We start from the raw sequence: 26047 nt of genomic DNA, 5'->3' as shown, positions 1-26047 counted from the left end.
GTTTGTCGGGGGAGTAGTCCAAGTTCGCCTGCGGCGATCCCCAGGCCCTGGTGGACTATCTCAATGCCCACCCCGAGGTTACCAACGTCCTGTTCACCGGTGGCGATCCCCTCATCATGACCAGCAAGATCCTGCGTCGCTATGTGGAGCCCCTTCTTACGCAACGTCCCGGCAACGTTCGGTCCATTCGGTTCGGTACCAAGGTCCTTGCCTACTGGCCTTACCGATTCCTGACGGACAAGGACGCCGATGACGTCATGGCGCTCTTTGATGACATCATTGCCGCCGGCTTCCACCTTGCCATCATGAGCCATTTCAGCCATTCCAGAGAGCTGGAGACCGATGCTGTTGAGGCCGCGATTTCACGCATCCTTTCCACCGGCGCCAACATCCGTTGCCAGGCTCCGCTGATACGTCATATCAACGACGACCCCGAAGTGTGGCGTGCCATGTGGGAAAAGCAGGTTTCTCTGGGGGCGATTCCCTACTACATGTTCGTGGAGAGGGACACAGGGCCCAAGGAATACTTCAGCGTGCCCCTGGCCGAGGCGTACCAGATCTTCACAGAGGCCTACAGCAAGGTGTCGGGCCTGGCCCGTACCGTGAGGGGCCCCTCCATGAGCGCGACTCCCGGGAAGGTGCTTGTGGATGGCATCGCCGAGGTAGGGGGGCAGAAGCTCCTTGCCTTGAAGTTCATCCAGGCGCGGGACCCCGAGTGGGTCAACAAGCTCTTCTTTGCCGAGTACGATGAAAAGGCCGTGTGGCTCGACGGGCTCAAGCCTGCCTTCGGTGAGCAGCGGTTCTTCTTCGAAAAAGCAGGGCTGGGTTCACTGCGCATCGCTTAAGGGCGATGCCCTGAATAAAACAAAAAGCCGATCTCCATCGCCTGAAGGCGATGGAGATCGGCTTTTTTTGTGCAAAAATCGGGGGCCCGTATTTCCGGTAATTAAATATTGGGCATGAATTTTTGGACCTGGGTGTTGATGCAGTGATAGATTTCGTCGTCGGAGCCGTAGATGTCGATGACATCCTTGTGGTCGATGAGGGTCTCCAAGACAAAGGCCGTAACCACCAGGCTGATGACATTGGGGTTCTGCACGAGCTCACGGAACGGGGCGATCTGGTAGTCGATCTCGAAATCATCGAGCTTGACCAGCTTTTCGAGCTTCTTTTCGATCTGTTCCTGCAGGGAGTTCTTGCTTGTGGTTTCCACAAGGCTGTTTTCCACAAGCTTCTGGGAAATGGCATTGCTCATGGGTTCAAGGTTGTCGCGGGCAGTTTCGATGGAAATGCGCCGCTCTTTCTCCTTGGACGACTCTATGCGCGAAAGGAGCATGGACTCCTTGTTGTTTGTTCGGAATACTTTTCCCATTCACCCTCCTGTCTATGGTTGATGGATCCGATGGGGTAGCGATGGCGCAGGCGAAGGCACGCTGACCGGGGGCGCGGAGCCATCATGAATTTACTGTGTTGCAGATGCTCTCGGGCGCATGGCCCCTTGCAAGGGCCGGGCAAAACTGGGATGCGCAGTACGCGCAGCCACCCGTTTCGGCATCCGGGCGGGCTTGGTCCACGGGGCCGGAAACGTAGCGGCTCCTGGTGGATTCGGCACAAGGATCATAGCTTTCATCCCTGAAGAAATCAAGGGAATTGTCAGGCCGTTCGGCGGGGTTGCCGAAGGGGCCCAAGGCCCGAAAACAGAGGCTTTCCAGTCGTCAGGACTCCATGTCGTGGATCTGCATCTGTGGGCTCTTGCCGCCGTTCCACCGGTTCCAGCGCAGGGAGTAGAGGCAGCGCGCAATGCGTTTTTCCGGTGGCCCCCCGGGGTGGTTGAAGCGGATGGCCATGCATTTGGCCAGGTGGGGGTTGCCCTCGGCGGCCAGGACGTACCTTCGGTGGCACCGCCCCACCTCCATGGAGGAGAGGACCCGGATGTCCTCGGCGATGAACAGGGGCTCCCTGTTGCCTTCGCCGAAGGGGGCCAGAGATTCCAGCTCGTCGATGAGGGCCGGGCTGATTTCGGAGAGGGGCAGCCGGGCGTCGGCGGGAATGGCGGTGACGTAGTCCTCCGGGGTGGTGGCTGCTCCCAGGTGTGATTCGAGCTCTCGGTGAAAGTCCCGGATGCGATCCGCTTTGAGCTGGAGTCCCGCGGCCTGCCGGTGCCCTCCGAAGCGCTCCAGGGTGTCGGCGGTGGCGGAAAGGGCCTGAGTAGAGGTCCACCGGGATGCTGCGGCCGGAGCCTTTGCCGATGCCCCGCTCGTCCACGGAGATGACAAAGGCCGGCTTGCCGTACTCCCGAACCACGCGGGAGGCCACGATACCAAGGACACCGGGGTGCCAGCCGTTGTTGGCCAGGACCAGGGCCTTTCGGTCCAGCAGGGCCGGGCTCTCTTCAATATACGCGACGATTTCGTCGAAGATGCGGGCCTCGGTCTCCTGACGATGGCTGTTGAGGCGGCAGAGCTCTTTGGCAATGGGTGCGGCCTGGGCTTTGCTGGGGGCCAGCATCAGGTCCAGGCCTGTCTGGGCATGGTCCATGCGGCCTGCGGCGTTGATTCGCGGGGCCAGGCGAAAGGCGATGTCTTCGGAATCCACGGTCTCTTTGTTGGCTTTGGCGGCGGTGAGCAGGGAGGCGATGCCGGGCCGTGCGCTCCGGTTGATCATCTCCAGGCCGGCTCGGGTGAGGATGCGGTTCTCTGCGGTGAGGGGAACGATGTCGGCCACGGTGCCCAGGGCCACGATATCGCAGAGGGCCTTGAGGTTGGGCTCTTCCCCATTTTTCCAGTGGCCTGCAGCGCGAAGGGCGGTGCGAAGGGCCGCGGCAAGGTAAAAGGCAACCCCCACCCCGGCCAGATTTTCCATGCCGGATTCACAGGCGGGTTGCTTGGGGTTGATGACGGCCAGGGCGTCGGGGAGGGCCTCTCCGGTGGTGTGGTGGTCGGTGATGATGACGTCGATGCCGAGGCCCTTGGCCGTATTTACCGCCTCGAAGGAGGTGGAGCCGCAGTCCACGGTGACGATGACCCGGGCACCTGCAGGGACCGCGTGGTCGGTGACCTGTGACGGGTGGAATCCGTATCCGTCGTCCACCCTGTGGGGAAGATGCCAGGCCACGCGGGCTCCGGCGCTTCTCAGGAAGAGGACCAGAAGGGCCGTGGAGGTGATGCCGTCGGCATCGTAGTCGCCGCAGATGAAGATCACCTCTCCGTCGGTGACGGCACGGACCAGGCGCGTCACGGCCGTGTCCATGCCGTGCAGCCGCTGGGGCGGGCGGAGCCCCGAAAGGGACGGGGCAAGAAAGGCCCGGGCGGCTTCGGGGGTGTCGTGGCCCCTTGCCAGGAGGAGGCCTGCCGTCACGGGGGAGACCCCGAGGGCTTCTCCCAGGTTTTTGGCCCGGGAGGCGTCAATGTCGGTGGTGGTCCAGTCTGTGTGCATACATTCGTGTCTCTGGTGAATCGGACATGTCCGGATGGGGTGAAACGGCGGCTCGGCACAGGCCGGGCGAGCGTTACGCCAATCGCATCGAGGTGGCTGCATGGGCGGTCTCCCCGAAAGGAGGGCGGGCTTTTTCCGTCGGTTGGGGAGACCATACACCATCCGCCGGGAGGGTTCAAAGGGTTTCGAAAAGGGGCGGCGCGTACAAAGGGGTGGTACCGGGGAAACCGATGTGGTAAAGGATAACGTTTTCCAATGGTTTGGTTTTTCGGTTCGCGGGCCGAAGGCCGACAAGAGCCCGTCATGAAAGGTAAGGAGCGCAAGTGGGGTGCATTGAAAGATATTTCAGGCTCAGGCGAGGGGATATCGTCTTTGTGAAGTACACCTTTGAGGCCCTGGACAACCTGGTGGTGGTCACCACTGTCAACAGGGATCGGGATATCATCGTGCTCCGCATTGCGCCGGGGTGCGAGGATGAGGTGGAGAAGGTCCTTGAGAGTTTTGAGGGCACGGTTTGCCTGGAAGAGATTGAGGCCCCGGATAACCAAGAGCGCCTTTGAGCCTGCAATGCGAAGTGATCAGGGCCCCCGCATGGGTGTCCCTCGAGAGGTAAAGAAATCAGAATGAATGTAAAGTCCGTATACATATACACCATCGGATGCCAGATGAACGTCTACGACTCGGAGATGTTCAAAAAAGTGCTGAGACCCCTGGGGTACATCCCCACCGACGAGGTGGAGGATGCCGATCTGGTCATCGTCAACACCTGCACCGTCCGGAAGAAAGCCGAAGAAAAGGCCTTCAGCTTCCTGGGCCGGATGCGTGCATTGAAAAAGAAGAACCCGGAGCTCATCGTGGCCATCGGGGGGTGTGTGGCCCAGCAGGAAGGGGCCGCCATTCTCAGGCGCATGCCTTACGTGGACCTTGTCTTCGGCACGCGGGCCTATGCCCGCCTTGCGGCCATGGTCAAGGCCTTTGAATACGACCGGATTCCCGTTGTGGATGTGGAGATGACCATGGGCGTGGCCGACGAGATCCCGACCCCGGCCATGGACGCCGAGGTGGAGGTCTCCAGGTTCGTCACCATCATGCGGGGGTGCGACAACTTCTGCTCTTACTGCATCGTGCCTTACGTGCGCGGGCGGGAAGAGAGCCGGGACCCCGATGCCATCGTGCAGGAAGTCAGGGAGCTTGTGGCCCGGGGCGCACGGGAGATCACCCTGCTGGGTCAGAACGTGAACTCCTACGGCAAGAAAGAGGACCTCTGCGATTTTCCCGAGCTGCTCCGCCGCGTAAGCGACGTGGAGGGCCTGGAGCGCATCCGGTTTGCCACCTCCCACCCCAAGGACCTTTCCCCTGGCCTGGTGGAGGCCTACCGGGACCTGCCCAAGCTCTGCAACCACATTCACCTTCCCGTGCAGTCCGGCTCCAACGCCGTGCTCAAGAAGATGAACCGCAAATACACCCGGGAAGATTACATGCAGCGCATCGAGCGCTTGAAAGAGGTGCGGCCGGACATCGCCCTGACCTCGGACATGATCGTGGGCTTCCCCGGAGAGACCGAGGAGGATTTCGCCGAGACCCTGGACCTGGTAAGGGCCGTGGGCTTTTCCGGGATCTTTGCCTTCAAGTATTCGGACCGGCCCAATGCCCCGGCCGTGGGCTACGAGGGCAAGGTTTCCGAAGAGGACAAGAGCCGTCGCCTGGCAGCCCTTCTGGACCTTGAAAAAGAGCTCTCGGAAAAGCGCAACCTCTCTTATGCGGGCACCACCGTGGAAGTTCTCGTGGAGGGGCGCAAAGAGGGGAAGGGGGGCCTGCAGTGGACGGGCCGCTCCTCCTGCAACCGGGTGGTGAACTTTACCGCAGCCCAGGAGGGTTCCGATGCAAACCTTGTGGGAAAGGTGGTTCCGGTTTATATTGAGGAAGGATTGCCGCACTCATTAAGGGGGGTGCTGGTCTAAGCGTTTTACGTGCGGTTAACGGTTCATGGCATCTGACCCGGCCATGAGTGATGTTGTCGGGTCCAACCCCCGCCGCCCGGTTTCGGGCGGCACCGAAGCGAAGCGATGTTTGTTGCTTCGCCCAAGGGAGGTGAACCATGACACACGAAATGACCATTGCCTCCATCTCCATGGACAAGATCACCAGGACGCCTGTCCTGGTGCTCAAGTCCGAGAAAGATGGACGGCTTTTACCCATCTGGATCGGCCTTCTCGAGGCCTCATCCATTGTCTTCGGTCTCCAGGAGACCCCAAGGCCCTTCCACGACCTCTTCTGCCAGTTCCTCAGTCACACCGATACATCCGTTGAGCGGGTGGTGGTGTCCGATCTTGTGGAGAATACCTACCACGCACGCATCATCTTTACAGCCGGTGGGCAGCATTTTGAGCTGGACTCACGCCCCAGCGACGCCATTGCCATGGCCGTGCGGTTCCGCGCCCCCATTTTCGTGGAAGATCATGTGCTGGAAGAGGCGCGCAAGGAGTCGGAGTCTGTAGAGGTGGCCGACGAGACCAGTGAGGGGAAACGCTGGGCCGAATACCTGGAGGGGTTGTCCCCGGAGGACTTCGGTAAATACAAGGTGTAGGGCTGACCGGTGGCGGTTCCGGGGCATTTTTTCCATGAAATGCCCCACCTGACGTGGTATGGGTAATGTTCCTGTTCCCCCGCTTTTGTCACAAGGCGGGCAACCTGAGTACCCGTGAGAAGGAGCCCTGCGACCATGATCGATCTTCACTCCCATACCTTTTTCAGCGACGGCGTTCTCGTGCCTTCGGAGCTGGCCCGCCGGGCCGAAGCCAAGGGGCTTACCGCCCTGGGGATCACCGACCACGGTGACCTGTCCAATATCGACCACATCGTTCCCCGCATCGTTGCCGTGGCCGACAGGCTCAATGAGGTGATGGCTATTGAAGTGGTTCCCGGTATCGAACTGACCCATGTGCCCCCGGCCCATATCGCTGAAGCAGCGGCCCTGGCCCGTAAGCTGGGGGCCCGCATCGTGGTTGTCCACGGGGAGACCGTGGTGGAGCCCGTGGCCCCGGGGACCAACCGCGCCGCCATCGAAGCCAAAGTGGATGTCCTGGCCCACCCGGGCCTCATCACCGACGAGGAGGCGGCCCTGGCCGCAGCCAACGGGGTGCTCTTGGAGATCACGGCCCGCGGCGGCCACAGCCTCACCAACGGCCATGTGGCCCAAAAGGCCCTTAAGGCCGGAGCCTCCATGGTCATCGACACGGACAGTCATTCCCCGGGGGATCTCATCGACGAGGCCTTTGCCCGCATCGTCATCGCAGGGGCGGGGCTCCCCGAATCGGCCTTCGAGCAGATGCAGACCAACGCCCGTGCCTTTCTGACACGGGGCTAAAGGGTTTATGCCTGGGCCCGCCACCGTGCGGGCCGACCCGGGCCGGGGGTATTGCTGAGATGCCCGGTTGCCGTGGGGGATGCGTATATTTCTTTTGCTTTTCGCACGTATTTGTGTGATACTTGTAAACATGTCGAAAACATTGATTTTTTAAGTGGTATTCAGTTTATAACATAAACGGTTGTTCTACGTTGTTACTAGCAACGGGGTGAGCATGGTATCACTTCTCGTGATTGATGATGATGAGGCCCTCCTGAACCTGTATCGGTTGATGCTCAAGCGTCAAGGGTACCGGGTCCACACGGCGGCCAGCGGAGAGACCGGCATCCGCATGTTTGAAAACGGCGACTACGCCCTGGTGATCACAGACCTGATCATGGGGGGGATGAGCGGAAACGGGGTGGCCGAGTACATCCGCCGGTCGGACAAGGGGGTGATCCCCATCATCGGTGTGTCTGGGACTCCCTGGCAGGTCGATGCCCGGCATTTTGACGCCGTGATGGAGAAGCCCGTCTCCATGAAGGATCTGGTCACAAGTGTCCGGCTCCTGGTGGGGCCCGCCTTTGAAGAGGGAGGGGCAAGCCCCGGTCGCGCCCTCCGGGGGTGACGATTTCATTTGCACCTGACGGGTTTTGTTCTCCGGGCTGTTTGATGGGGGGCAGAGCCTTGCTGTGTGTCTGGATGGCAAAAAAAGAACGGGGCCTGATCCGCGGTGTGCATCCGCGGGGCAAGCCCCGTTCCTTGAGGGTGGATCAATGGTTCGGCCCCGCAACCTTAACGGTGCGGGGCTTTTTTTATGTTCGGGATCAGGCGGCGCCGGAGGCGGCGTCTCCCCGGCCCGTTGCCTTGTCGGCAAAACGCAGGTCCACGAACTTGTTGAGGTCGATGAGCTTGCCGATCCCCATGTCGTGGTACATGTAGTTCTGGATTTTATCGAGGTCTTCGATGGAGGGGTAGAGGTCGTCCATGGTAATGCCGTTTTTCTGGCCGAGGACCTGAAGGAGGACGGGCAGGGAGAGGCCCAGTTTGCCTTCGGGGTCCAGAAAGGCGAGGGCGATCTCTGCGGCGCCTTTTTTGTTTTCCGAGACGTAGCGTCCGGCTTTGACCAGAAGGTCTGTGAGTTCCTGGACCGCATCGGGGGCCGTGTCGATGAGTTCCTGTCTGAGGGCCACCACGCAGCAGGGGTGGTCGGGCCACATGCCGCCGGAGACAAACTCCATGGAACCTAAGCCGGAGGAGGCGGCCCGGGTACAGATGGGTTCGGCCACGATGAAGCCCCCGACAGACTCGTCCTCTTTCATGATGGGGGGCATTTTTACCGGCGGAACCACCTCAAAACGAACGTTGATGGCTTTCTGGCCGGGAACTCCGGGCTTCAGGCCCAGGCCGGTGAGGTACTTGTGGGCCAGCATGTTGTGAATGGACATCTTGTGGGGGATGTTCACCACCTTGTATTTATAGAAGTCCGCCTTGTCGCTGTAGGGGCCCTCTTCGTATCGTGAGCTTCGGACAAACCCGCTGCCGTTTTTGTGGGCAAAGAGCACCAGCTTGATGGGCACGTTGTAGGCATACAGGTCCATGGCGATGGGGGCCAGTACCATGGCGCCGGAGACTTCGCCGGTTTCGAGCTTTTCCTGAACGGGGTTCCATCCGGGGAGGCGGTCGGTCTCAAGGATGAATCGCTCGGGGTTGACCTCGCCCGTGTCGATCCAGTGCTTGAGGATACCTAAGGCCAGGTGGTCGGTGATCTGGATGTGGCCCAGGCGGATCACCACCTTCCCGTCTCGGATCTCGGGGGTGTGCTTTTCTGCGGATGAGGCTTCTTCTGCGGGGGCAAAGGCCTTTTCAATGGCGTTTTTGAGTTCCACTTCATCAAAGGGCTTGGGCACGTGGCCGTTGCTCCCGGCCTCGCGGGCGACCTCCTGCTGGGTCTTGTCACCCTGGGCCGTTGCCATGATAAAGGGAATCGCTTTCAGCGCCTCACGCTTGCGGACCTCTGTGAGCAACTCAAGCCCGTCCATGGTGGGCATGTTCCAGTCGCTGATGATGAGATCAAAGGGCCCTTCGTTTTCGAGTTTTTCCAGGGCATCCACTCCGTTTACAGCCAGAGAGATTTTGGTGAAACCCGCTTTTTCGAGATACTGCCGGAACATCACACGCATGGTTCCGGAGTCATCCACTGCCAATATGTTCATATCCATATCGATAGACATTTATGTCTCCTTTTCCAACCAAACCAGGTCAACTTTTCTATACCATCGTCACTTTTTATGGAATATTTAAGCCTTTTTTGGGGCGGCAGCCCAAAAAAAGCCCCGGGGAAAATTTCTCTCAAAGAAGGGAGGCGATCATGGGAGAGAGTTGTTCACTGTCCAGGTAACGTCCTGTGGTCAGGAAGTCCGCCCGGCAGGGGGGGATGAGCCTCGGGGCATCCGGGGTATCCGGGTGGGGCCGGGTGTTGATAAGGGCCCCTGCCAGCCGTTCCAGAAGCTGAGCCCTGGAGGCGCCTTCGGTGTTTCTTACCACAAGGACCGCGCCGGTGTATTCAGGCCAGAGGTCCCGGCACTGCATGAGCTCGCTGGTGCTGCCTTCCTCAAGCATGGCCGACAGGGAGGGCTCCTCCAGGACGGCGGCACCGATGGCGCCGCTGGGGTTGATGCGCAGGGCGTCCGGGATCATCTCCGGGGCCATCTGTTCCGCCTGGATCCCATCGGGCCCGGCATCGGGGCCCAGGGTAAGGCCGCACTCCCGAAAGAGCCGATGGGCCAGGAGGTACTCCATGGAGCCGATGCAGGAGAAGAGCATGCGGGTACCGGCAAGGTCCCGGATGTCCTGAAGGGGCGTTGCGCCGGGCGTCACAAGGGCGCTTCCCGTGTTCTGAACCGCAGCCAGGACGCAGATTCCCTCCTGCCAGCGTGCCAGTACATGGGCAAAGGGGAGGGGAAGCAGGCCGCCGTCGAGCCATCCTTTGAGGATCCCCCTGGCGATGCGCCGGGTACTGCCGGATTTGATGGGGCGAAGATGCTTGGAGAGAAAGGGATCCGAGAGGATCATCTGATGCAGGGTCCCATGGGAGGAGAGGTTGAGGTATCCAATGTGAAGCACTGCTCTTTCTCCCGGTTGCCTGAAAATTGCAATTGCGTTGTGTGACGGGCCTTTCACTGGAAAGGGGTTAACAGAGTTGACCTCATTTTTCAAGTGTGGTTTTCTGGTGGAGCCCTCAAGGAAGATGGCCGGGCTCCGATACATGGAAGGAGAACTCCTCAGGTGTGAGGGGCCGGTCGCTCGGGCTGTGGTGCAGTCGCCACGGGTAAGAAAACGGCTTCCATGGGGGAGGTCGATGAGCCAAGGAGGGAAGATGGGCGCGGCAGCAGATCCTGCTGAAATAAAAATAGGCGAAGAGGCCATGATTGAAAGGGTCCGGGAAGGGCTGGACGGAGATGCCCTCAAGGGGCTCCTGGCCCATGGCCTGTCCCTTCGGTCCTTTGACGTGGAGGATGTGGCCCTTGCCGCCCATAACGGGCAGCTTGTGTTCCAGGTGGACCTTTCTGTCTGGGTGGAAAGCTCCGTCACCGTGGAACTGGGCCTGCCACATCTCTGCCAGGACAAAGAGGAGCTTGCCCTTCGAAGCCGCCGTTTCTGGCGGGAACTCAAGGAGAGCTGCCTTGACGACTGACCTCTCCGGGCCGAAACCGGTTGTCTCCTCCCTGCATCCTGTGATAGGACATCCCGCGTAATCCTTAAAGCTTCAGGCGTAAAACATCAGCCCCGGCAGCAGGCTTGAAAACGATCACCCTGTCATCGCAAAGAGGTTCCATGGCCCGACCCATGGTTGCCATGAACGGATCGAGTATTCCCAAACAACAACACCACAACAGGACAACGCACCATGGATCAAGTGAAGGCATTGACCGTTCTTGACGGCAGGTACAAAAGACTCACCGAATCGCTCCGGGACATCTTCTCGGAGTACGGACTGATTCGTCATCGCGTGCTGGTGGAGGCCAGGTGGCTCGAATTTATCATCAATGACCTGAAATTCGCTTCCCCCGATGGGGAGTGGAAGACAGCGGTTCGCGAGATCACCGACTCCTTTAATGAGGAGGGGGCCCTGCGCGTCAAGGAGATCGAGCGCACCACCAACCATGACGTGAAGGCCGTTGAGTATTACATCAAAGAGAAGCTCGACGAAAAGGGCCTGGCCGATATCCGTGAGTGGACCCATTTTGCCTGCACCTCCGACGACATCAACAACACCGCCTACGCCCTGATGATCGAAAAGGGGCGCGAAGAGGTTCTTTCCGTGATGAAAGACCTCCTTTCCGATGTGGAGACCATGGCCAAAACATGGCGCGACAAGCCCATGATGTCCCGCACCCACGGACAGCCCGCCACCCCCACCACCGTGGGCAAGGAGCTGGTGAACTTTGCCTGGCGCATCCGCAGGGAGATGGACAACCTCGCCTCCGTGGACATCGGAGCCAAGATGAACGGCGCCACGGGCGGTTACAACGCCCACACCGCAGCCTTCCCCGAGGTGGACTGGATCGCGGCAGGGGAGCGCTTCGTCAGGGATTACCTCCACATCAGTCCCTTGTACTACACCACCCAGATCAACCCCAACAGCTACATCGCAGAGGCCCTTCACTCCATGGTGCGGGCCGCCTCCATCATCATCGATCTGGACCGCGACATGTGGGGTTACGTCTCTTTGGGCTACTTCAAGCAGAAGACCGTGGCTGGTGAAGTGGGCTCCTCCACCATGCCCCACAAGGTCAACCCCATCGACTTTGAGAACAGCGAAGGCAACCTGGGGGTCGCTATCTCCATGATGGACCACCTGGCGGTCAAGCTCCTCAATTCCAGATTCCAGAGGGATCTCACCGACAGCACGGTTCTCCGCAACATGGGGGCCCTTTTCGGGTACGTGATCATCGGCATGAAGAACACCATCAAGGGCCTGGGCAAGATGGAGCTTAACGAAGCAGCCCTTCTGGCCGATCTCGACGCCAACCAGGAGCTTCTGGCCGAGCCCATCCAGACCGTCATGCGGGTCTACGGCGAAGAGAACCCTTACGAAAAACTCAAGGCCCTCACCCGGGGCGTGCGCATCACCGAGGCCGAGCTGGCAGCCTTCATTGATTCCCTGGAAAAGGTCCCGGCAGAGGCCAAGGACCGCCTGAAGGCCCTGACCCCCGCCCGTTACGTGGGGCTGGCCGCCGAGCAGGTGGACCACTACTTTGCCGGATAGGCCGACGCCTTCGGTGCACAGATGATTTTGTAAAACATGAAAACCCCCGTATCCCTTTGGATGCGGGGGTTTTTTTATTGTTTTTTCAGGTGAGGTGTCAGGTCAAAGCGTTTGAGCAGGGCGTAGAGGTGGGAACGCGACAGGCCCGAGATGTCGAGCATGCGGCGAACATCTCCTTCGGCGTAGCGGACCAGCTCGTTGAGGTAGCGTTGCTCCAGGCGTGTTTTGGCTTCTTTCATGGAGGGTTCGTCTTCGGCGAAGAAGTGGCTGAGCCCGGCGTCGGGAGCTTTTTCGTCCGGGGCATTGGATTCCCTGGCCACGGCAAGTCGGGCCAACTCGATGCGGATCTCCTGGGGCAGATCCATGATGCGGATGGTGGGGCACTCGCCGGCGGCAAAAAAGGCGTGTTCGATGACGTTGAAGAGCTCCCGGATGTTGCCCGGCCACGGGCAGCGCATGAGCGGGTCAAAGAAACCGGGCTCGAACTGTTTTTCTCCGACAGCGTAGCGCGCGGCGAGGCCGGCCGCGTGGTGAGCCGCCAGGGGCATGAGGTCCTCTTTGCGCCTGCGCAAAGGGGGCAGGTCCAGGGTAAAGGCACGCAGGCGAAAGAGAAGGTCCCGCCGGAAGCGTCCCTCCTCCACCATGCGGCCAAGGTCCCGGTTGGTGGCGGCGATCAGGCGGAAATCGCTCTCTTCCTCCGTTGCGCTGCCCACGGGGCGGAACCGTTTCTCCTGGAGCACCCGAAGAAAGCTCTTTTGCAGGGCCAGGGGCATCTCCCCGATCTCATCAAGGAAGAGGGTGCCTTTGTGGGCGGCCTTGACCAGGCCGGTGCGGTCCTGGTCCGCGCTGGTAAAGGCGCCCTTGCTGTGGCCGAAGAGGGTGCTCTCCACCAGGGTCTCGGTAAGGGCCGCGCAGTCCACGGTGACAAACCGGTTGCCTTTTCTCGGGCTGTTGTCGTGGATGGTGCGGGCAAAGAGTTCCTTGCCCGTACCGGTCTCCCCGGTGATGAGTACCCCGGAGTGGCATCCGGCGGCACGGGCCACCATGTCGAAACATCGGCGGATGGGAGCGCTCTGTCCGATGACGGCGTCCAGGCTGAGCTGGGGTCTTTGATAGTCGCGGATGGTCTTGCGGTGGGTCAGGGCCCGGGTGATGGCCAGGCGGGTGGCCTTCACGGACGAGGGTTTTACCAGGTAGTCCAGGGCCCCTTTTTTAATGGCCTGCCCGGCGGAGTCCGGGTCCCCTTTGCCGGTGACCATGATAAGCTCGGGGCGTGATGCGCTCTGTCGGAATCCTTCGATGTGGTCGATGCCCAGGCCGTCGGGAAGAAACAGGTCCAGAAGAACGATGTCCACGGACTCTGTCTCCAGGCAGGCATGGGCGTCGGCCAGACTCCCCGCCTCAATGGCTCGGTGCCCCATGCGGGTGATGAGGCTTTGCATGCTTTCGAAAAAGAGGTGGTCGTCGTCCACCACGAGAATCAGGGCTTGCTCTTGAACGTCCATATGTCTCCTGCCGGCGGTCATGTCCCGTAAATCCGTAAAAAAGTTGCCGACGGTGACGGCGCGTGAGGGGGCCCTTTGCGCTGAGGGCGCAAAACGGCCGTGCATGACACCGGAAAGCCTTGGCAGTCAAGGAGTGGGCGGTCTTTTTTACTGGATTGGTCTGATAAAAAATACACAGTGTTGCCTCAGATGGCAATGGGAAAAAAGGGAGGGGATGAGGAACGGGGAAGCATTTGCCGCCATGTGGCCCGAGGGTTTTGTGTTGACAGACCAAAGGCCGAGGACGTAGGCAACAAAAGGTAAATGAGACATGATACAATGCTTTTATGATATCTTGCGAGGCATGGAGATGAAAAAGAGTATGGATGACGTCGAGCAATTGAAACAGGCCTTTTCCGGTCGCCCCGGGGTGTTGGGGTGGGACCGGTTCATTCATTCGTCGGTTCTGGCCCCGGTGGTGAAGGTGGACGGGGAACTTCACCTTCTCTTCCAGACGCGCACCAAGGGAATCCGCCAGGGCGGAGAGATCTCTTTTCCCGGGGGGGGATTCGATCCGGGCAAGGACGCGGACCTCAAGGCCACGGCCCTTCGGGAGTGTGCGGAGGAGATGGGCATTCCCCCGGAAAAGGTGACGGTCATCGGAGAGCTGGACACCCTGATCACCTCGGTGGGGGTGACGGTCTCCTGCTTCGTGGGGGTGCTGGAGGACGGGGTCCTTGAGGCCATGACCGTCAATGAAGACGAGGTGGCGGACTGGTTTACCCTGCCTCTCTCTTTTTTCAGGGGGACAGAGCCCCTGGTTCACCACGTTCGCCTCATGGTGGAACCCCACTACGACCACCCCAAAAAAGGGCGGGTGACCCTGCTTCCCTCCGAGGCCCTGGGCCTGCCCAAGCGCTACCATAAACCCTGGGGCGGCCTGACCCGGGAGGTCTACCTCTGGGATACCCCCCACGGGACCCTGTGGGGGATCACCGCGGAGCTGGTCCTTGAGCTTCTCCGTGCCATGGCACAGGACGCGGCGACTTGACAGAGCGTAAGGGGAGTTGTAGGTTACTTTTGGTCCCATAAGGCCTCTTTTGAGCCCACGCGGAGCCATCATGAATACGTCCCGCCGGGAGATTATTACCCGCACGCAAAGATGCACTTGTAACAACGTCGGTTCCTTGTACGCCGGTACGGGTGGGGTGCGATCCTGCCCGGTTTGCTGCGTTGGGGACCATGGACTTGCCTTGCTGTAGATGTTCCTGAGGCTCGTGCAAACGTTGGATTTATTTTAATACATCGGCCGGCCCGTCACCGGGTGTGCCCGAGGTTTCTCAGCCCCTTCCAGGCGAAGGATGGGGCCATTTCTGGAGGAGAAGATGACCGCTATAGTTGATGTGAAGGCACGAGAGATTCTGGATTCACGTGGCAACCCCACCGTTGAAGTGGATGTAACCCTGGCTTGCGGCGCCACGGGGCGTGCGGCCGTTCCGTCCGGTGCGTCCACCGGCACCCGTGAAGCCCTGGAACTGAGGGACGGGGACAAGGGCCGGTACCTCGGCAAAGGGGTTACCCAGGCCGTTGCCAACATCATGGAGAAGATCGCCCCCGAGGTGATGGGCATGGACGCCGCCGACCAGGCTGGCCTTGACCACCACATGATCGAGATCGACGGCACCGATAACAAGTCGGCCCTGGGCGCCAACGCCATGCTCGGCGTTTCCATGGCTGCAGCCCGCGCTGCGGCCAACGCCTTTAGCCTGCCCCTGTACAAGTACCTGGGTGGGGTCAATGCCCGCAACATGCCCGTTCCCATGATGAACATCATCAACGGCGGCTCCCACGCCACCAACAACCTCGACATCCAGGAGTTCATGATCATCCCCGTGAGCGCCCCCACCGTTGCCGAGGCCGTTCGCATGGGCGCCGAGACCTTCCACAACCTGAAAAAACTCCTCAAGGACAAGGGCCTCACCACCGGTGTGGGCGACGAAGGGGGCTTTGCCCCGGACCTTGGTTCCAACGAAGAGGCCATTCAGCTCATCATGAAGGCCATTGAGATGGCAGGCTACGTGCCCGGTGACGATATCGCCCTGGCCCTGGACGCCGCCGCCAGCGAGTTCTTCGAAGACGGCAAGTACCAGCTCCAGAGCGAAGGCCGCAGCCTCACCGCCGATGAGATGATCGATTACTACGCCTCCCTCATCGAGAACTACCCCGTGGTCTCCATCGAGGACGGCCTGGCCGAGGGCGACTGGGAAGGCTGGATCCGCATGACCGAGCTCCTTGGAGACCGCGTTCAGCTTGTGGGCGACGACGTCTTCGTCACCAACCCCGCCATCCTGGAGAAGGGCATCATCGATTCCGCCGCCAACTCCATCCTCATTAAGCTGAACCAGATCGGTACCGTCTCCGAGACCCTGGACGCCATTGAAATGGCTGCCCAGGCCGGGTTCACCACGGTGATCTCCCACCGTTCCGGTGAGACCGCCGATACCTTCATCGCCGACCTTGCCGTGGCCGTCAACGCCGGGCAGATCAAGACCGGCTCCATCTCCCGAAGCGACCGCGTCGCCAAGTACAACCAGCTGATCCGCATCGAGGAAGAGCTGGGGGCCGCAGCCCGCTACAACGGACGTATCTTCGGGTAGGAAACCGCCTGATCTTAAGCGACATACCGAGCCCTGCGGACCTGTGACAAGGGCGCAGGGCTTTTTTTACAAAGGTGCCGTGATGACCCAAGTAACACGCAGGCGAGTCCTCTCTCTCTTCCTTCTTCTTTTCCTGGCCTTTGCCGGTTCGGCCGAGGCCTACCTTCTCTCTTCTTCACAGATCACCCGCCAGATGGTGAAAAAGCTGGGCAGGCCGGTGACGGCGACCCTGCAGCAGAAAGAGCTCTTTTTCAGGCGAGCCCAGAGCGAAACCCCCGATGAGGAAAACCTGGTCTTTAATGAGGTGGTGACCCTCTCCAAGCCCGACCGTTTTCACTCCGTGGTGACCGCAGGGGAGAAGAGGGTGGAGCAGTACTCCACCTTTGACACCTGGTTCCGCGTGGTGGACGGCGGGCTGGATCCCAAAGGGGTGGAGCGGGCCGCGGATCGCTACCGGGACCCCTTGCAGTTTCGCCGTGATTCCCTCATGGCAGCGCGCCTCACCGCGGCCGGTGTGGACCTTTCCGTCACCTCCCTGAACCGCCACGCCGGGCGCATTGCCTGGGTGATGGGGGCCAAGTCCACAGACACCTCTGTCCGGCCCCAGTTCTGGGTGGACAAGGAGAGTTTTCTGCCCATGCGCTGGATCCTTTTTGACAAAAAGAGCGCCCAGCAGGTGGAGATCTGGTACCACGGATGGTTCAAGCAGGGAAAATCCATGTACCCTGCGCGTATTGAGTTCTATGCCGACGGCAGGTTGTTTCGGGAGATTCACATCGAAAAGGTGACGGCGGCAAAACCCCTGGACGCCAAGCTCTTTGATCCGGCACGCTACGCAGAGAAAAAAGACGCTCCGTCCCAGGAGGCGCCCGCCGCCCCGGAGGCCTCGGAGAAACAGCATACGATCGAGGACTGGATCGGATCCTCTCCAACGATCCCCTGGCATTTTAGGGGACGTGATGCGTCAGCGAGGTGACAGAAAGGGCAGGGGGGTTGGTTTAAACTGAAGTTTGGTGCAGTTTTTGGAGTTACCCTGAAAATCATACGGGAAATCACGGGCTTGGGCTTTCAAACCTTGCGTTCCGACAGGTGATTGGATACTATCCGGTGCAACAAAACAAACCGGGTGGTATCCATGGCGGACCCTTTTTCCGTTGTGATAAAAGATAAGCAGGTGATGGTGATCCGCCGGTGGCTTATCTTTTTTTTTGATGCATCCGGTCATGCGGTACACACGATGTTCCGGGCCTGTCGGTCAGGCAGGCCGGGTTTCTGTTCGTATAATCCATATCCAACGCATCTCGTGCGATTTTTAGAGGTAACTTCATGGGGCATAACACCAAGTATATTTTTGTGACCGGCGGGGTTGTTTCATCACTGGGCAAGGGGCTCGCCTCCGCAGTGATCGGAGCACTTCTCGAAGCACGTGGCCTGAAGGTCACGATCCAGAAACTGGACCCGTACATCAACGTCGACCCGGGTACCATGAGCCCCTTTCAGCACGGTGAAGTGTTCGTCACCGACGACGGCGCCGAGACCGACCTCGACCTCGGCCACTACGAGCGCTTCACCACGGCCCGCATGGGCCGGAACAACAACTTCACCACCGGTAAGATCTACAACTCCGTCATCACCAACATCCGCGGGGAATACCTGGGCGGCACCGTGCAGGTGATCCCCCACATTACCGATGAGATCAAGCGCAGCATCCTTATGGTGGGGGACGACGTGGACGTGGCCCTCATTGAGATCGGCGGTACCATCGGGGATATCGAGAGCCTTCCCTTCCTGGAGGCAATTCGCCAGTTGCGGGCCGACCTCGGCAAGGAGAACGTCCTGTACGTTCACCTTACCCTGGTGCCCTACATCGCCGCCGCAGGCGAGCTCAAGACCAAGCCCACCCAGCAGAACGTCAAGGAGCTCCGGAGCATCGGCATCCAGCCCAACATCCTCATCTGCCGCTCCGACCGCGAGATTCCCAAAGAGCTCAAGAAGAAGATCTCCCTGTTCTGCAACGTGGACGACGACGCGGTCATCACTGCCCGGGACGTGGACTGCATCTACGAGCTGCCCCAGGTCTACCACGAAGAGGGGCTGGACGAGAAGATCATCAAATACCTCCAGATTTGGACCCGGGCCCCCCGCCTGGAGAACTGGGAGGAGTTCGCCCACCGCTTCAAGAACCCCAAAAAACGCGTCACCATCGCCATCGTGGGCAAGTACGTGGACCTCACCGAGTCGTATAAGAGCCTCAACGAGGCCCTCTACCATGCCGGGGTTCCCAACAACTGCGGCGTGGATCTCGATTTCGTCGACTCCGAGACCGTGGATGACGCCAACGCTGCAAGCCTCCTCGCCCATGCCGACGGCATCCTGATTCCCGGCGGCTTCGGGTCCCGGGGCACCGAGGGCAAGGTGGCGGCCGCGCGCTACGCCCGAGAGAACAAGGTGCCGTACTTCGGTATCTGCCTCGGCATGCAGATCGCCGTCATTGAATACGCCCGTCACGTGGCCGGTATGGATGATGCCAACAGCGCCGAGTTCGACGCCAAGACCGGCCATCCCGTCATCTATCTGATGACCGAGTGGATCAACGAGCGCACCGGCGAGATGGAGAAAAGGGACGTGAACTCCGAAAAGGGCGGTACCCTGCGCCTGGGCGCCTACCCCTGCACCCTTGCGGAAGGCACCCACGCCCGGGACGCCTACGGCACCGAGGCCATCTCCGAGCGCCATCGCCACCGCTACGAGTTCAACAACGAATTCAAAAAGGCCCTCACCGACAAGGGACTCATCCTCTCCGGGACCTCACCCAACGGCGAGCTTGTGGAGATTGTGGAAGTCCCCGACCACCCCTGGTTTGTGGGCTGCCAGTTCCACCCCGAGTTCAAGTCCCGCCCCATGGAACCCCACCCTCTCTTCGTGGAGTTCATCCGGGCGTCTCTGAAGAACGCCAAAAAGTAGAAGGGCTGGGAAATCCAGCCTCCGGCGGCCAGGGGATTTTTAGCCTAAGTGGCTTCGCCACCCCTGGACCCCAGGATTGCGAATGCTCCCGGCCTTCGTTCCTCAGGCCGATCGCATTCGCTGACGGGCTGCGCCCGTGGAAGGCCCGATGAGGTCTTTTTGCGATGTCGTTTAGCCCTGATCCGGATATGCTCTCGTCCCCAGGCTCTGCCTGGGGACGTTTTGAGGAAATTTTCCTCCACTCCTGACCCTCCCCCTACCTGAGAAAATCACCCCACGACATATCGTTCTATGCAGGCAAAGCTGAGCCCTTGATGGCAGCAATCTTCTCGAAAATGGATGGCAAGGGTGCTTTGGCGTGAAACCGGACTCTCAAGCAAGGAGTTTGTTCAAATAGAGCAGGGTGCACTTGCGCACCGTGCTTGTCGACCCCCTGCGACCTGTCGATACGCGCCAACCCCAGCGTTGATACAGGACGTGCTTCCAGAAAAATGAAATGGGCCTCTCCTGAAAAAACGGTTGCCGCATATCACACCCCGCGCGAATGCCCCGAAAACGTGTGCATAATGTCTGCCGTCATGCATTCGCCATAGCCCGGATATTTCACGAAATGATGTTTTCTTTTTGACTGGTTGTTTTCTCATGAAATATCCGGGATAGGGTTCCCAGGTGCCCCCACCTGGCCACCGGAGGCATGCGTTGGTTTTTTTCTCTGAACCTTGAATTTTTAACCGACTCTCCTTATCTTTGGATCATTGAAGGCTGAAAGGCCCATCTGTTGATGATTCATTGCCCATCGAAAGGGAACCCCCATGACCGAACCTGTCGAAACCCATCTCAAGGACTACAAGCGCCCTGATTTTAATGTGGAGACCGTTGAGCTCCATGCAGATATATTCGAGACCGAAACCTTTGTGACCGCCAGCCTGGGTGTCAAGAAAAGCCCCGAGGCAGCCGACGGCGCCTCTTTTCTCCTGGACGGCAGGGAGCTTGAGTTGCTCTCCATCGAGCTGGATGGCCGTACTCTGACCGACGGCGAGTACACCCTTGAAGGGGAGGTCCTCACCCTGCAGGCGCCCCCCGATGTTTTTTGCCTTACAACAAAGGTGAAGATTCACCCTGAGACCAACACCTCCCTTGAGGGGCTTTACCTTGCTGACGGCACCTTCCTGACCCAGTGCGAGGCCGAGGGTTTTCGCCGCATCACCTTTTTCCCGGACCGACCGGATGTGATGAGCAGCTACCGCTGCACGGTGTCTGCCGATAAGGGGAAATATCCGGTGCTCCTGGCCAACGGGAATCTGGTGGACGAAGGTGAGCTTACCGGCGGCCGTCATTTTGCCACCTGGGAGGATCCCCACAAAAAGCCGAGCTACCTGTTCGCCATGGTGGCCGGGGATCTGGCGTGTCGGGAAGATACCTTTACCACCGCCTCCGGGCGCGAGGTGGCCCTGAAGTTCTATGTGGATCACCAGGACGCCGACAAGTGCGGGCACGCCATAGAGTCCCTGAAAAAGTCCATGGCCTGGGACGAACAGACCTTTGGCCTGGAGTACGACCTGGATATTTATATGGTGGTGGCCACCCACAGCTTCAACGCCGGGGCCATGGAGAACAAGGGGCTCAACGTCTTCAACTCCAAGTACGTGCTGGCAAAGCCCGAGACGGCAACGGACACGGATTTCCAGGGCATCGAAGGGGTCATCGGCCACGAATACTTCCACAACTGGACGGGCAACCGGGTGACCCTCTGCAACTGGTTCCAGCTCTCCCTCAAAGAGGGGCTCACTGTCTTTCGGGACCAGGAGTTCTCCTCGGACATGGGCTCCCGGGCGGTGAAGCGCATCGCAGACGTCCGGGGCTTAAGGGCCTCCCAGTTCCCTGAAGACGCAGGGCCCATGGCCCACCCCATCCGGCCCGAGTCTTACATCGAGATGAACAACTTCTACACGGCCACGGTCTACAACAAAGGGGCCGAGGTAATCCGCATGATCCATACCTTTCTCGGGCCCGAGGGCTTTCGCAAGGGCATGGACCTTTACGTGGCCCGCCACGACGGAAGCGCCGTGGCCTGCGAGGATTTCATCGCGGCCATGGAGGACGCCTCCGGGGTTGACCTTACCCGGTTCCGTCTCTGGTACAGCCAGGCAGGCACACCAACCGTGACCGTTACTCGCGCCTTTGACGCGGAGACCTCCCGTTACACCCTCACCTTCTCCCAGAAGGTGCCCGATACCCCGGGGCAGGCCAACAAGAAGGCCATGCAGATCCCTGTGAGGATGGGGCTTCTGGGGAGTGACGGGGCACCCATACCCCTCACCCTTGAAGGGGAGGCCTCTCCCGGTCCCCTGGAGCGCGTTCTGAGCCTCTCCTCGGAGTTGGAATCCTTCACCTTTACCGGGGTGGAGAAAGAACCGGTACCCTCCCTGTTCAGGGGTTTTTCCGCCCCCGTCAATCAGGTGACGGACTTAACCGAGACCGAGTTGATCTTTCTCATGGCCCACGATCAGGACTCCTTCAACAGGTGGGACGCTGCCCAGCAGCTCTATGCCAACACCATCCTGGGCATGGTGGAAGAACTCAAAAAAGGAGAGCCCCTGGCCCTGAGCACCGACCTGGTGGCAGCGGTGCAAAAGACCCTCACCCATCCAACTCTGGACAAGGCCCTCATCGCCCAGGCCCTGACCCTGCCGTCGGAAACCGAGCTGGGGGACCGCATGGCCGAGATCGATGTGGACGGGATCCACGCAGCCCGTGAGTTCGTGGCAGACACCCTGGCCGTGGCCCTCAAGGAGAGCTGGCGGTCCGTGTACGAGGCGTGCAAAGAGGACGGCCCCTATCGCCCGGACACCCAGTCCATGGCCAAGCGCCGCCTCAAGGGTCTTTGCCTCTCTTATCTCTCCCGGGTGGAGGCCCCGGCCTTTGTCATGGACGCCTTTGCTTCGGCTGCCAACATGACCGACGAGCTGGCAGCCCTTACGGTTCTGGCAGGCATGGATGCCCCGGAGAGCGATGAGGCCATGGACCGGTTCTACGGGGCGTGGAAAGGGGATACCCTGGTCCTGGACAAGTGGTTCACCGCCCAGTCCCTCTCCAACCGCCCCGGGACCTTGGAACGGGTGGCCTCCCTCATGGAGCATCCCGACTTCGACATCAAAAATCCCAACAAGGTGCGGGCCCTCATCGGCGCTTTCTGCCAGGCCAACCCCTGGCATTTCCACAGACTGGACGGCAAGGGATACGACCTGCTGACCGATGCGGTCATTGCCCTCAATACCATCAACCCCAGCATCGCCGCCCGCATGGCCTCCGGCTTCAACCGCTGGAAACGCTACGATGAAAAACGCCAGGGGCTTATGAAGGCAAGGCTGGAGCGCATCAAGGGCACCGAAAACCTTGCCAACGGTGTCTTTGAGATTGTCTCCAAGGCTCTGGCTTAGGGGCTACCAAAGAAACCATCGAAAAGCCTGCCTCCGGCGGCCAGGGGATGATCCCCTGGACCCCAGGTTGCGAATGCCCTCTCCCTTCGTTCCTCAGGGTGAGGACATTCGCGAAGGTTTCTGGAAAATTGAGCAAAACCTGTTTGTCAAACCCGTTTTTATAGAGAAGGCAAAAGTTTGGTCCCCGGCAGGGCCGCCGGAGGCGTCTTAACCTGGCAGCCTCCGGCGGCAAGGTGGGGGCACCTTGAAACCCGCCAACCGTTTCTGCAGGAGATGCTCGTTTCATTGTTCCCAAACGTTTGATGCGAGGCTTTTTTTTGGGGCGCCTCCCATGTTGGGAGCTCTTCGACATTCTCCATACGCTTTAAAAGGTTCCGGATTCGATTTATGCACGAAAGGCCGTTGCGGTTTGCAGCGGCCTTTCGTGTATGGAGAGTGTGCGTTTCGTTGAAAAGGAAAGAACTCAGGAGGAGAGGCCCTTCATTCCTTCCTGAGGGTATCGCTCTCCGGCAACGGCATCTGATGTGAAAACGTTGTCGAGAAAGGTGAGGTCCGAGGCTTCCAGGGTGACCTGAAGGGCGCCCGCATTGTCCTCCAGGTAGCGGGTCCTGCGGGTGCCGGGGATGGGGACAATGTCCTCGCCCTGGGCCATGACCCAGGCCAGTGCGATTTGGGCCGGGGTGCACTGTTTCTTTTGGGCAAGCTCCTGTACTGAGGCCACCAGGGCAAGGTTGCGGTCCAGGTTTTTGCCTTCAAAGCGCGGGGACATGCGACGGAAATCGGCGCTGTCCATTTCTTTGGTGTCTGTGATGGTCCCGGTGAGGAACCCGCGTCCCAGAGGGCTGTACGGCACAAAACCCACCCCGAGTTCCCGGCAGGCGGCAAGGAGGCCGTTTGCTTCGATGTCCCGTGTCCACAGGGAGTACTCGCTCTGCACCGCCGCCACCGGGTGGATGGCGTGGGCCCGTTGCAACTGTTCGGCCGAGACCTCGCTTAAGCCCACGGCACGTATTTTTCCTTCCTCCACCAGTCGGGAGAGTTCCCCCATCATGGCATCCAAGTCCTGCTCCGGGTTGAGCCTGTGGGCGTAATACAGGTCGATGTGGTCGACCTCCAGGCGCTTAAGGGATGCCTCGCAGGCCTTTCTCAGGTACGCGGGGCTGTTGTCGATGGTTCGTTCATAGGCGCCTTTTTCCTTGCGGACGATGCCGAATTTGGTGGCAAGGACAATGCGATCCCGTTTGCCCTTGATAAACCGACCGATGAGTTTTTCGTTATGGCCGTGGCCGTACATGTCGGCTGTGTCGTAAAAAGTAACGCCGAGTTCAAGGGCGCGTTCCAGCACGGTGAGGGAGTTGGTGTCATCGGATGGTCCGTAGAACTCGGACATGCCCATGCAGCCGAGTCCCATGCGGGATACGCGGATGGATGTCTTGCCTAAGGGAACCTGTTTTATCATGGTGGGTCTCCTGTGGTTCGGGTGTGGAGACGAAAACGTCCCCACATCGGTTGGGGTATTCAGAAACACCTGCGGCGATTCTGTGCGTGTTATGTACAATAATATGGTTAGTGTCCTAACCATTGAGGCAAAAAAATACCGGCTGACCATGCTGCCCTGAACGCATGGGCTTCTGATGCAATGGTTTGCGTAGCGCTATACCGCTCGCGGCGTGCTTCAGGTGACCGGGGCTGCCGGTCGCATCAGCAGCTTGTCCAGCATGCCTGCAAGGGCTTTTTGCTCGGGGTTCGTCAGCGGTGCCATGAGCTCATTTACCAGGGTGTAGTACTGGGGCATGATGCGGTCCAGGAGGGCCCCTCCCTTGTCCGTGAGGATCACGGCGGCTTTGCGTCCGTCGGCGGGGTCTTCCTGTCGGCGGATGAGACCGTCACGTTCAAGCTGTCGGAGGAGGCCGGACATGGTGGCGCGGGTTACGCCTTGCTCCTGGGCCAGCTCAGAAGGCAATGCCCGGGGGATTTTCCGGCGTCGCAGCTGGATCAGGACAAGCCATCTGCCGTGCATGATGCCATGACCGGAAAGGAGCGCGTCCAGGCGCCCGAGAAAGTCGCTGCCCGCAACGAGGAGGCGCAGAAACGCTGAGACAGCGTCCGGGGCCAGTTGGGGGTAGTCCCGCTCCATGCGGGAAAAGATATGGTCGTTTGGGAAGTCGCGTAGGTTGAACATGAGGTGACTATAGTTAGGTCGCTAATTATATGCCAATGGTTTTGTGCTTTGCCATCGGCACGCAAGGGGGCGAGGCCTTATTGAATCTTTCGGTAGGCGGACTCTGTCAGGTGTTCCATGAGGAGTTCGGAGTTTTTCAAGGCTTCCTTTTCGTTCCCAAAGGCAATGGCTTTCATGATGTCCCGGTGGATCAGGCTGCCCTTCATGTTGTCTGTTTCAATTTTGTTGGCAAACCAGAACCGGCACAAAGGCTCTGAACCTGCTCGATGGTGTTGTGGAAGTAGGGGTTCCCGGTGGCGTCTGTGATGATGGTGTGGATGTCCTGGAGGCATTTGAGCATGCCCTCTTCATCATGTTGTTCGGCGCAGGCCACCATCTGCTCCCCAAGGTGAAGCATCTCTTTTTTCTGGGCGGCCGTGCCACGCAAGATGGCGTATCGCAGGCAGATGGGTTCGATCTGTTTGCGAACCTCCAGGAGTTGCACTTGCTGTTCTGGGGTGATGCTTAGGAACTCGATCCCTTTTCGTGGGTGGATTCGCAGCATGTTTTCATGCTCAAGCTTTTGCAGGGCTTCCCGTACCGGGGTGCGCCCCAGGTTCAAAAGGGTGGCCAGCTTGTTTTCCGAATAGAGGGTGGAGACGTTGATTTCACCGAACACAAGCATCCGTTCGATTTCAAGGCGGGCTGTTTCTGAAAGGGTTTTTGTCATGGTGACCTCGTATTTCAGCGGTGACAAATGGGTTTAACCGATTTGGCGGTCGCGGGGTTGTTGGGTAGCTGGTATGCAAGAGTGAAATTTAACTGGTATATCACAGGTCTGATAGGTAAATTCTGTTTCTTTGCTTGGGCGATGCTTACGGGTATATATACAGATCTATTATCTTTATTTTTATCTCTTCTGTCTGGTTCTGTCCTGCACTTCGGTCTGTCTTATTATTAATATATCAGAAAGCATTTCTTTGTTTATACCAGCTGCCGGGGATCTCTGTCATGAAATAATCAATGCACTTTAAATCTCTCTGGAGGAAACGTACCTACTGACACATCAGTTCTTTGTGATGGCTATGATAGGGCGCCTGAGGGGCTTTTCACGATGGTTGTGTCTTAGATGGGTCCTCTGTGGCGCTATTTGGGAATATCTCGGGGGTATTCTTATCTGTACTCTTTTATTTCAGATAGTTGTTATAGTTTGGCGGTAATATATCTTGTGGGGAAAATGCTATTTTAAAGTGTTTGATCAGAGGGCTTTTGGATTAAATTTCGCGGT

The 26047-nt window shown here is 59.3% G+C and carries 22 protein-coding genes and 1 pseudogene; 13 read left to right on the top strand and 10 right to left on the bottom strand.

What is annotated here, in order from left to right:
* The first annotated feature begins 50 nt into the window (after window positions 1-50).
* On the top strand, window positions 51-845 hold the full coding sequence (locus ACOYW1_RS17795) for a KamA family radical SAM protein (protein ID WP_482419109.1): 795 nt from the start codon (window positions 51-53) through the stop codon (window positions 843-845).
* A gap of 101 nt (window positions 846-946) precedes the next feature.
* Here the strand turns inward: ACOYW1_RS17795 and ACOYW1_RS17790 are convergent, their stop codons facing one another.
* The 3 genes and pseudogenes from ACOYW1_RS17790 to recJ form a co-directional block, all read right to left on the bottom strand.
* A complete protein-coding gene (locus tag ACOYW1_RS17790; RefSeq protein ID WP_180143694.1) occupies window positions 947-1372 on the bottom strand; it encodes a hypothetical protein in 426 nt (141 codons plus the stop codon).
* A gap of 343 nt (window positions 1373-1715) precedes the next feature.
* On the bottom strand, window positions 1716-2330 hold the full coding sequence (locus ACOYW1_RS17785) for a hypothetical protein (RefSeq protein WP_482423753.1): 615 nt from the start codon (window positions 2328-2330) through the stop codon (window positions 1716-1718).
* A pseudogene (recJ, locus tag ACOYW1_RS17780) lies at window positions 2236-3435 on the bottom strand (single-stranded-DNA-specific exonuclease RecJ); the annotation flags it as partial. The gene ACOYW1_RS17785 and the pseudogene recJ, both read right to left, overlap by 95 nt.
* 323 nt (window positions 3436-3758) lie before the next feature.
* Between recJ and ACOYW1_RS17775 the strand changes: the two are divergent.
* The 5 genes from ACOYW1_RS17775 to ACOYW1_RS17755 all read left to right on the top strand — a co-directional run bounded on the left by ACOYW1_RS17775 (window position 3759) and on the right by ACOYW1_RS17755 (window position 7409).
* Entirely contained in the window at window positions 3759-3995 is a 237-nt protein-coding gene (locus tag ACOYW1_RS17775; RefSeq protein ID WP_482415499.1) for a DUF4911 domain-containing protein, read from the top strand.
* Window positions 3996-4058: 63 nt separating this feature from the next.
* A complete protein-coding gene (gene miaB / locus ACOYW1_RS17770; RefSeq protein ID WP_482419108.1) occupies window positions 4059-5396 on the top strand; it encodes a tRNA (N6-isopentenyl adenosine(37)-C2)-methylthiotransferase MiaB in 1338 nt (445 codons plus the stop codon).
* Window positions 5397-5533: 137 nt separating this feature from the next.
* On the top strand, window positions 5534-6022 hold the full coding sequence (locus tag ACOYW1_RS17765) for a bifunctional nuclease family protein (RefSeq protein WP_482419107.1): 489 nt from the start codon (window positions 5534-5536) through the stop codon (window positions 6020-6022).
* Between the two features lie 135 nt (window positions 6023-6157).
* Window positions 6158-6802, top strand: a complete 645-nt coding sequence (locus tag ACOYW1_RS17760; RefSeq protein ID WP_482415501.1) for a histidinol phosphate phosphatase domain-containing protein — start codon at window positions 6158-6160, stop codon at window positions 6800-6802.
* 214 nt (window positions 6803-7016) lie between these two features.
* The gene (locus ACOYW1_RS17755; protein ID WP_482415502.1) at window positions 7017-7409 is read left to right on the top strand and encodes a response regulator; all 393 of its coding nucleotides are present in this window, start codon (window positions 7017-7019) and stop codon (window positions 7407-7409) included.
* A gap of 199 nt (window positions 7410-7608) precedes the next feature.
* Here ACOYW1_RS17755 and ACOYW1_RS17750 read toward each other — a convergent pair whose 3' ends face one another.
* Together ACOYW1_RS17750 and ACOYW1_RS17745 are read right to left on the bottom strand one after the other, a co-directional pair.
* Window positions 7609-8997 carry an ABC transporter substrate-binding protein gene (locus tag ACOYW1_RS17750; protein WP_482419106.1) on the bottom strand — a complete coding sequence of 463 codons (1389 nt, stop codon included), beginning with the start codon at window positions 8995-8997 and terminating at the stop codon, window positions 7609-7611.
* Window positions 8998-9133: 136 nt separating this feature from the next.
* Window positions 9134-9907, bottom strand: a complete 774-nt coding sequence (locus tag ACOYW1_RS17745) for a type 2 periplasmic-binding domain-containing protein (protein WP_482419105.1) — start codon at window positions 9905-9907, stop codon at window positions 9134-9136.
* A 253-nt stretch (window positions 9908-10160) separates the two neighbouring features.
* Between ACOYW1_RS17745 and ACOYW1_RS17740 the strand changes: the two genes are divergently transcribed.
* Both ACOYW1_RS17740 and purB read left to right on the top strand, forming a co-directional pair.
* The gene (locus ACOYW1_RS17740; protein WP_482419104.1) at window positions 10161-10478 is read left to right on the top strand and encodes a hypothetical protein; all 318 of its coding nucleotides are present in this window, start codon (window positions 10161-10163) and stop codon (window positions 10476-10478) included.
* A gap of 213 nt (window positions 10479-10691) precedes the next feature.
* Window positions 10692-12053: an adenylosuccinate lyase gene (purB, locus tag ACOYW1_RS17735; protein WP_482419103.1), complete on the top strand. Its 1362-nt coding sequence runs from the start codon at window positions 10692-10694 to the stop codon at window positions 12051-12053.
* A gap of 74 nt (window positions 12054-12127) precedes the next feature.
* Here the strand turns inward: purB and ACOYW1_RS17730 are convergent, their stop codons facing one another.
* Window positions 12128-13558 (bottom strand): sigma-54-dependent transcriptional regulator, encoded by a 1431-nt coding sequence (locus ACOYW1_RS17730; protein WP_482419102.1) that lies wholly within the window; start codon window positions 13556-13558, stop codon window positions 12128-12130.
* A gap of 361 nt (window positions 13559-13919) precedes the next feature.
* Between ACOYW1_RS17730 and ACOYW1_RS17725 the strand changes: the two genes are divergently transcribed.
* From ACOYW1_RS17725 to pepN, 5 genes are all read left to right on the top strand, one after another.
* A complete protein-coding gene (locus tag ACOYW1_RS17725) occupies window positions 13920-14588 on the top strand; it encodes an NUDIX hydrolase (protein ID WP_482419101.1) in 669 nt (222 codons plus the stop codon).
* Between the two features lie 334 nt (window positions 14589-14922).
* Window positions 14923-16194 (top strand): phosphopyruvate hydratase, encoded by a 1272-nt coding sequence (gene eno, locus ACOYW1_RS17720; RefSeq protein WP_482415509.1) that lies wholly within the window; start codon window positions 14923-14925, stop codon window positions 16192-16194.
* 82 nt (window positions 16195-16276) lie between these two features.
* Window positions 16277-17170: a hypothetical protein gene (locus tag ACOYW1_RS17715; protein ID WP_482419100.1), complete on the top strand. Its 894-nt coding sequence runs from the start codon at window positions 16277-16279 to the stop codon at window positions 17168-17170.
* 350 nt (window positions 17171-17520) lie between these two features.
* Window positions 17521-19158: a CTP synthase gene (locus tag ACOYW1_RS17710; protein ID WP_482419099.1), complete on the top strand. Its 1638-nt coding sequence runs from the start codon at window positions 17521-17523 to the stop codon at window positions 19156-19158.
* A gap of 812 nt (window positions 19159-19970) precedes the next feature.
* The gene (gene pepN, locus ACOYW1_RS17705) at window positions 19971-22598 is read left to right on the top strand and encodes an aminopeptidase N (protein ID WP_482419098.1); all 2628 of its coding nucleotides are present in this window, start codon (window positions 19971-19973) and stop codon (window positions 22596-22598) included.
* 463 nt (window positions 22599-23061) lie between these two features.
* On the opposite strand, the gene ACOYW1_RS17700 is transcribed toward pepN, so the two are convergent.
* The 4 genes from ACOYW1_RS17700 to ACOYW1_RS17685 all read right to left on the bottom strand — a co-directional run bounded on the left by ACOYW1_RS17700 (window position 23062) and on the right by ACOYW1_RS17685 (window position 25489).
* Entirely contained in the window at window positions 23062-24057 is a 996-nt protein-coding gene (locus ACOYW1_RS17700) for an aldo/keto reductase (protein WP_482419097.1), read from the bottom strand.
* Between the two features lie 216 nt (window positions 24058-24273).
* Window positions 24274-24780: a MarR family winged helix-turn-helix transcriptional regulator gene (locus ACOYW1_RS17695; protein WP_482419096.1), complete on the bottom strand. Its 507-nt coding sequence runs from the start codon at window positions 24778-24780 to the stop codon at window positions 24274-24276.
* A gap of 77 nt (window positions 24781-24857) precedes the next feature.
* Window positions 24858-24986 (bottom strand): hypothetical protein, encoded by a 129-nt coding sequence (locus tag ACOYW1_RS17690; protein ID WP_482419095.1) that lies wholly within the window; start codon window positions 24984-24986, stop codon window positions 24858-24860.
* On the bottom strand, window positions 24983-25489 hold the full coding sequence (locus ACOYW1_RS17685; RefSeq protein WP_482419094.1) for a GntR family transcriptional regulator: 507 nt from the start codon (window positions 25487-25489) through the stop codon (window positions 24983-24985). Before ACOYW1_RS17685 ends, ACOYW1_RS17690 begins: the two co-directional genes overlap by 4 nt.
* Window positions 25490-26047: the final 558 nt, after the last annotated feature.

It is taken from the genome of Desulfoluna sp. CYM3A, from assembly GCF_056829965.1.
This window is presented reverse-complemented; position numbering and strand designations above follow the sequence as displayed.

Excerpts from the sequence above, each read along its gene's own strand:
- ACOYW1_RS17685 (WP_482419094.1), bottom strand. The coding sequence starts at position 25,489 with ATGACAAAAACCCTTTCAGAAACAGCCCGCCTTGAAATCGAACGGATG.
- miaB (WP_482419108.1), top strand. The coding sequence starts at position 4,059 with ATGAATGTAAAGTCCGTATACATATACACCATCGGATGCCAGATGAAC.
- ACOYW1_RS17700 (WP_482419097.1), bottom strand. The coding sequence starts at position 24,057 with ATGATAAAACAGGTTCCCTTAGGCAAGACATCCATCCGCGTATCCCGC.
- ACOYW1_RS17725 (WP_482419101.1), top strand. The coding sequence starts at position 13,920 with ATGGATGACGTCGAGCAATTGAAACAGGCCTTTTCCGGTCGCCCCGGG.
- ACOYW1_RS17715 (WP_482419100.1), top strand. The coding sequence starts at position 16,277 with ATGACCCAAGTAACACGCAGGCGAGTCCTCTCTCTCTTCCTTCTTCTT.
- ACOYW1_RS17760 (WP_482415501.1), top strand. The coding sequence starts at position 6,158 with ATGATCGATCTTCACTCCCATACCTTTTTCAGCGACGGCGTTCTCGTG.
- ACOYW1_RS17690 (WP_482419095.1), bottom strand. The coding sequence starts at position 24,986 with ATGAAGGGCAGCCTGATCCACCGGGACATCATGAAAGCCATTGCCTTT.
- purB (WP_482419103.1), top strand. The coding sequence starts at position 10,692 with ATGGATCAAGTGAAGGCATTGACCGTTCTTGACGGCAGGTACAAAAGA.
- eno (WP_482415509.1), top strand. The coding sequence starts at position 14,923 with ATGACCGCTATAGTTGATGTGAAGGCACGAGAGATTCTGGATTCACGT.
- ACOYW1_RS17790 (WP_180143694.1), bottom strand. The coding sequence starts at position 1,372 with ATGGGAAAAGTATTCCGAACAAACAACAAGGAGTCCATGCTCCTTTCG.
- ACOYW1_RS17695 (WP_482419096.1), bottom strand. The coding sequence starts at position 24,780 with ATGTTCAACCTACGCGACTTCCCAAACGACCATATCTTTTCCCGCATG.
- ACOYW1_RS17740 (WP_482419104.1), top strand. The coding sequence starts at position 10,161 with ATGGGCGCGGCAGCAGATCCTGCTGAAATAAAAATAGGCGAAGAGGCC.
- pepN (WP_482419098.1), top strand. The coding sequence starts at position 19,971 with ATGACCGAACCTGTCGAAACCCATCTCAAGGACTACAAGCGCCCTGAT.
- ACOYW1_RS17755 (WP_482415502.1), top strand. The coding sequence starts at position 7,017 with ATGGTATCACTTCTCGTGATTGATGATGATGAGGCCCTCCTGAACCTG.
- ACOYW1_RS17750 (WP_482419106.1), bottom strand. The coding sequence starts at position 8,997 with ATGAACATATTGGCAGTGGATGACTCCGGAACCATGCGTGTGATGTTC.
- ACOYW1_RS17710 (WP_482419099.1), top strand. The coding sequence starts at position 17,521 with ATGGGGCATAACACCAAGTATATTTTTGTGACCGGCGGGGTTGTTTCA.
- ACOYW1_RS17730 (WP_482419102.1), bottom strand. The coding sequence starts at position 13,558 with ATGGACGTTCAAGAGCAAGCCCTGATTCTCGTGGTGGACGACGACCAC.
- ACOYW1_RS17765 (WP_482419107.1), top strand. The coding sequence starts at position 5,534 with ATGACACACGAAATGACCATTGCCTCCATCTCCATGGACAAGATCACC.